Annotated in this window: 5 protein-coding genes and 1 pseudogene; 1 reads left to right on the top strand and 5 read right to left on the bottom strand. The window is 65.1% G+C overall.

The window, feature by feature from the left end:
* The 5 genes from VK519_RS14070 to VK519_RS14090 form a co-directional block, all read right to left on the bottom strand.
* A partial coding sequence (locus VK519_RS14070) for an acetylornithine deacetylase (protein WP_324350774.1) occupies positions 1-713 on the bottom strand: 713 nt, incomplete at its 3' end.
* On the bottom strand, positions 710-1,900 hold the full coding sequence (locus VK519_RS14075) for an argininosuccinate synthase (RefSeq protein WP_324350775.1): 1,191 nt from the start codon (positions 1,898-1,900) through the stop codon (positions 710-712). The genes VK519_RS14070 and VK519_RS14075, both read right to left, overlap by 4 nt.
* A 31-nt stretch (positions 1,901-1,931) precedes the next feature.
* Positions 1,932-2,543 (bottom strand): FMN-binding negative transcriptional regulator, encoded by a 612-nt coding sequence (locus tag VK519_RS14080; RefSeq protein ID WP_324350776.1) that lies wholly within the window; start codon positions 2,541-2,543, stop codon positions 1,932-1,934.
* A 7-nt stretch (positions 2,544-2,550) separates the two neighbouring features.
* Positions 2,551-3,558 (bottom strand): N-acetylornithine carbamoyltransferase, encoded by a 1,008-nt coding sequence (locus VK519_RS14085; RefSeq protein WP_324350778.1) that lies wholly within the window; start codon positions 3,556-3,558, stop codon positions 2,551-2,553.
* Between the two features lie 298 nt (positions 3,559-3,856).
* A complete protein-coding gene (locus VK519_RS14090) occupies positions 3,857-4,411 on the bottom strand; it encodes a glycine zipper 2TM domain-containing protein (protein WP_324350777.1) in 555 nt (184 codons plus the stop codon).
* A gap of 145 nt (positions 4,412-4,556) precedes the next feature.
* Here VK519_RS14090 and VK519_RS14095 point away from each other — a divergent pair.
* Positions 4,557-4,874, top strand: a pseudogene (locus VK519_RS14095) (cysteine--tRNA ligase); the annotation flags it as partial.

Here is a 4,874-nt window from a genome sequence, read left to right on the forward strand (position 1 = left end):
CCCTCGACCTTGCCGATGTTGAAGCGCAGGCCCGTCAAGCCACCGAAACGCTCGTGCGACTGGGCTTGCTGGAAGTCCAGCGCGGCGGCACCCCAGCGGATGGCCTGGTGCAAGGCGCTGTCGCTGGGCTGCTGGTCGCCCGAGGCATGCCCTGCGCGGCCCTTGAAGCGCATCTGCACCGAGTGGATGCCGCGGTGGGCCAGCACCGCCTCGCCGCGGGTCGGCTCGGCGACGATCACGGCGTCGTACCGGGGGCCGGATTTCAGGAACCCGTCGATGCAGCGCGCATCGTTGGCTTCTTCATCCGTGGACAGCAGGATGGCCATGTCGCCCTTCGATCCCTGGGCCACGGCCAAGAGCGCCGCCGCGGCGCCCTTGATGTCGCAGGCACCCAGGCCCACAGCGCGGTCGTCCGTTACCGTCAAGCTGTGCGGATCCTGTGTCCAGTGCGGCGAATCAGGCACCGTATCCAGGTGCACATTGAACAGGTACTTCGGATTTCCCCGCGTGGCAAACAGGGTGACCGCGCCCGCGCCGTAATCGGTAACGGCTACGTCGAAACCCTGCAGCTGATCGCGCAGGTAATCGAAGATGCCGCCGGTGCCGATCTCGCGGGGCGGATTGCGCGTGTCGTGGCTCACCAACGCACGCAAGTGCCCGAGTGTGGCCTTCAGCAGCCCCGCGCCGTCGATGGTGGTGTCGACGGTGCTCATCGGTTCACTTCGGCCCAGAGGGTGGAGCTCATGCCGAAGAGCTTGATGAAGCCTTCGGCCTCGGCCACGCCCCAGTCGGCCGACTGGGCATAGGTGGCGCCCTTGGCGTTGAGGATATGCGCCGAGCGGATTTCCACGGCGGTTACCTGCGCACCAGAGGTTTGCAGCACCACTTCGCCAGTCACGCACGCCTGGCTGGATGCCAGGTACGCTTCCAGGTCCGTCTTGATCGGATCGTGGAAGAAGCCTTCGTACACCACTTCCACCCACTTGCGGGCGACTTCCGGCTTGAAACGGTTCTGCTGCTTGGTCAGCACGGCTTCTTCCAGCGCGCGATGCGCCGCCAGCAGGCTGATGAGCCCCGGTGCTTCATAGACGATGCGGCCCTTCAGGCCAATGGTGGTGTCGCCGGTATACATGCCGCGGCCCACGCCGTAGGGGGCGAACAGCGCATTCAACTTCGCCAGCAGCTTCGCGCCGGGGAGCTTCTGCCCGTCGATGGAAACCGCCTCGCCCTTCTCGAATCCGATCGTCACCTTCAATGCTTCGGAAGGCCATTCGGCGCGCGGCTTGCACCAGCCGCGGGCGCCCTCGCCCGGTTCCTTCCAGTGGTCGATCTCGCCGCCGGAAAGGGTAACGCCCAGCAGGTTCTCGTTGATGGTGTAGCTCTTCTGCTTGGCGCGTACTTCGAAGCCGCGCTCTTCCAGATAGGCCTGCTCGTAGGCACGGGTCTGCGTGTGTTCCTTCTGGATTTCGCGGATCGGGGCGACGATCTCGTAGTCGCCCAGCGCCTTCACGGCGAGGTCGAAGCGGACCTGGTCGTTCCCCATGCCGGTGCAGCCGTGGGCGATGGCGCGCGTGCCCAGTTCCTGGGCGCGGGCAATGGCCGCATCGACGATCAGGTAGCGATCGGATACCAGCAGCGGGTACTGGCCCTGGTAGCCCTCGCCGGCATGCACGAATGGCTTGACGAAGCCTTCCCAGATCGCCGGGCCGCCATCGACGGTGCGATGACTGGCCACCTTGAGCTCCGCCGCGCGCTCTTCGATGAAGGCACGCTCATCGGCATCGACGCCGCCGGTGTCGGCGAACACGGTATGCACGGCCCAGCCGCGCTCCTGCAGGTAAGGCACGCAGAAGCTGGTGTCGAGGCCGCCGGAGAAGGCGAGAACGATGTCTTTGCTCATGGGTAGGTATGTGTCCTGGGGATTTTAGTTTTCAAACGTGAAAGGTCATGAGATCGGCGAGCGCGGCGTCTCCGGGCGCGCAGCGCCGGCGCAGCCCGTCGATGACGCCGGCACGGTTGGCCGGCGGATGGTTCTGGTTCAATTTGTACTTCGCCTCGATGCGTTCGACGAGTATCTCGATGCCGCTGATCGCACCGAGCATTTTTTCAATGTGGTCGGCCGGCGCGTCGTGCACATGCCACGGGGCGGGTTCGCTGGCTTCGAAGCGGTTGGTCAGCCGATCGAGCAAGGCGCGCAACCATGTCTTATCCTGCGTCACGCGCAGGCGGCCATGCACGTGGGCGGTGGCGTAATTCCAGGTAGGAACTTCCCGACCAGTCTCGTGCTTGCTGGGATACCAGTTCGGGCTGATGTAGCCGTCCGGCCCATGGAAGATCGCAAGCACCGCGGCGCCGTCGAATGACGCCAGTTCGTTACCGCGGGCCACGTGGCCGTGCAGGTTGCCATCCACCAGTTCCATCGGCAGGTGATTGACGACGGAGCCGCCATCGCCCTGCACGATCACCGTGGCGAACGGATGTGCACGCAGAAGCGCGTGCACGACATCGGCGCGGCTTTCAGCGAAGGCTGCGGGCGTGTACATGGGGCGGTCAGTGCCCGGCCAGCAGCGAGGCCATCACCGCCTTCTGTACGTGCAGGCGGTTCTCGGCCTCATCGATGGCGATGCACGCGGGCGAATCCATCACCGCGTCGGTCGCCTTGACGTTCCTGCGCAGCGGCAGGCAATGGCTGAAGAGCCCGTTGTCGGTAAGCGCCATCTTCGCCTCGTCCACGATGAAGTGTTTGTTGGCATCGCGAATGGCCTTTTCTTCTTCCCAGCGGCCGAAGAACGGAATCGCGCCCCAGCTCTTGGCATACACGACATGGGCGCCGCTGTAGGCCTCTTCGATGTCGTGCGACACGCGCAGCGAGCCACCGTTGGCCTGGGCGTTGTCGCGGCCGAAGGCCATGTAGCGTTCGTCCAGGATGTAATCGGGCGTGGGGCAAAGCAGCGTGACGTCCATGCCCATCTTGGTGGCGATCAGCAGCGCGGAGTTCGCCACCGCCGTGTTGAGCGGCTTGGGATGGTAGGTCCAGGTGAGTACGTACTTCTTCTTCGAAAGATCACCCAGATGCTCGCGCATGGCCATGGCGTGGGCCAGTTCCTGGCAGGGGTGGGTGATGGTCTCCATGTTCACCACCGGCACCGTGGCATACCGGGCGAAGGCCGCGATCACCTTGTCTTTGCGGTCTTCGTTCCAGTCGATGAACTTGGGGAAGGCGCGCACGGCGATCATGTCCACGTAGCGCGACAGCACGCGGGCGACCTCCGCGATGTGTTCCTCGGTGTCACCATCCATCAGCGTTCCCACCTCGAACTCGATGGGCCAGGCGTCCTTGCCCGGCGCAAGCACGATGGCATGCCCACCCAGCTCGAAGGCGCCCAGCTCGAAGCTGGTGCGGGTGCGCATGGAGGGGTTGAAGAACATCAAGGCGATGGATTTCCCCGCCATCTGCCGGCCTTGCCTGCTGCGCTTGAAGGCAGCCGCCTGGTCGAGCAGCGCGTCGATCTCGGCGCGGCTGTAATCCTGCGTGGTAAGAAAATGGCGGACGGTCATCATGGGTTCCAGGAAGGGGCAAAGCGCGGGACGAAAACGAAAAAACCCGGCACGGTGGCCGGGTTTATTAGTCGAAGCGCATGAAACGCGTGCGACAGCCTACCCGGCGCCATGTTCGATCAGCGGTCGACGAGCACGCGAGGTCATCCCGGCGGCCATGCGGGCGCTGGTGAGGACTTCGGCGGTATAGACGGCTGCGGACATGGGGATTCCGGAAGGTGAACGGCAATAATGACCGGGTTTGGTGCGATGCGCAAGAAGAAAGAAGCCGCCCCGGGGGCGGCTTCTTCTGCAAGGATCAATCGGCCGGGGAGACCGAGACGCGGACCCGGAGGCGCTCGCCCGGGTCATAGGCCAGGCGCGAATTGTAGACCTCGCCCCGATAACGGTACTCGACGTCGTAGCCCATGATGCGGCGCTGCTCGGACACGGCGCGCACATCGCGGCAGGTGGTCTGGGTGCTGGTATAGCTGCCATCCGGACCACGGCTGGCGGCGTTGCCGACGGCACCGCCGGCGACCGCGCCGGCCACCGTGGCAGCCTTGCGGCCGTCACCCTTGCCGATGGTGTTGCCCAGGACGCCACCGACCACCGCACCCAGGATGGTGCCCGCTGCACTGCCGGTGCCGCGGCTTTGGGTGGTGACTTGCTGGTCGTAGCATTCCTGGCGCGGGGTTTCGGTGCGGGCGATGCCGTAGACCGGATCCACGCGGAGCACGTCGGCCCAACCGAAATGTGCGTTATCGGCGTCGCCCGACGGCGGGGGCGGCGGGGGACCATAGCGGCCGTCCTGCGCGAAGGCCCCCGTGGTCGCAAAGGCAAGCAACAGGGCTGGAAGGACGAAACGGGACATTCGAGCGGTCTCCGAAAAAAGGCGCAGGGCCTGCGCATGGACGTATTTTCGTCGGTTCACGCTGAATCGAGGCTTAGAATATGACCAGCCTGCCGGCGCCTTGCTACCATGTCCGGCTGGCTTTGAAACCCGCCCGGAAGCGTCCATGCCGATAACCCTGCACAACACCCTCACCCGCCGAAACGACGTGTTCGTCCCGGCCGCTCCTGAACGGGTGACGATGTACCTGTGCGGTCCCACCGTCTACGACTACGTCCACATCGGCAATGCCCGCCCCGCCGTGGTGTTCGACGTGCTGGCGCGCCTGCTGCGCCGCCATTTCCCCGGGCTGGTGTTCGCCCGAAACATTACAGACGTGGACGACAAGATCAACGCCGCCGCGGCCGCCGCCGGCGTGCCGATCAGCCAGATCACCGACCGCTTCGCCGAAGCCTACCGCCAGGACATGACCGCCCTGGGCGTG

The organism is Pinirhizobacter sp. (genome assembly GCF_035317885.1).
Classification (GTDB): Bacteria; Pseudomonadota; Gammaproteobacteria; order Xanthomonadales; family Rhodanobacteraceae; genus Pinirhizobacter.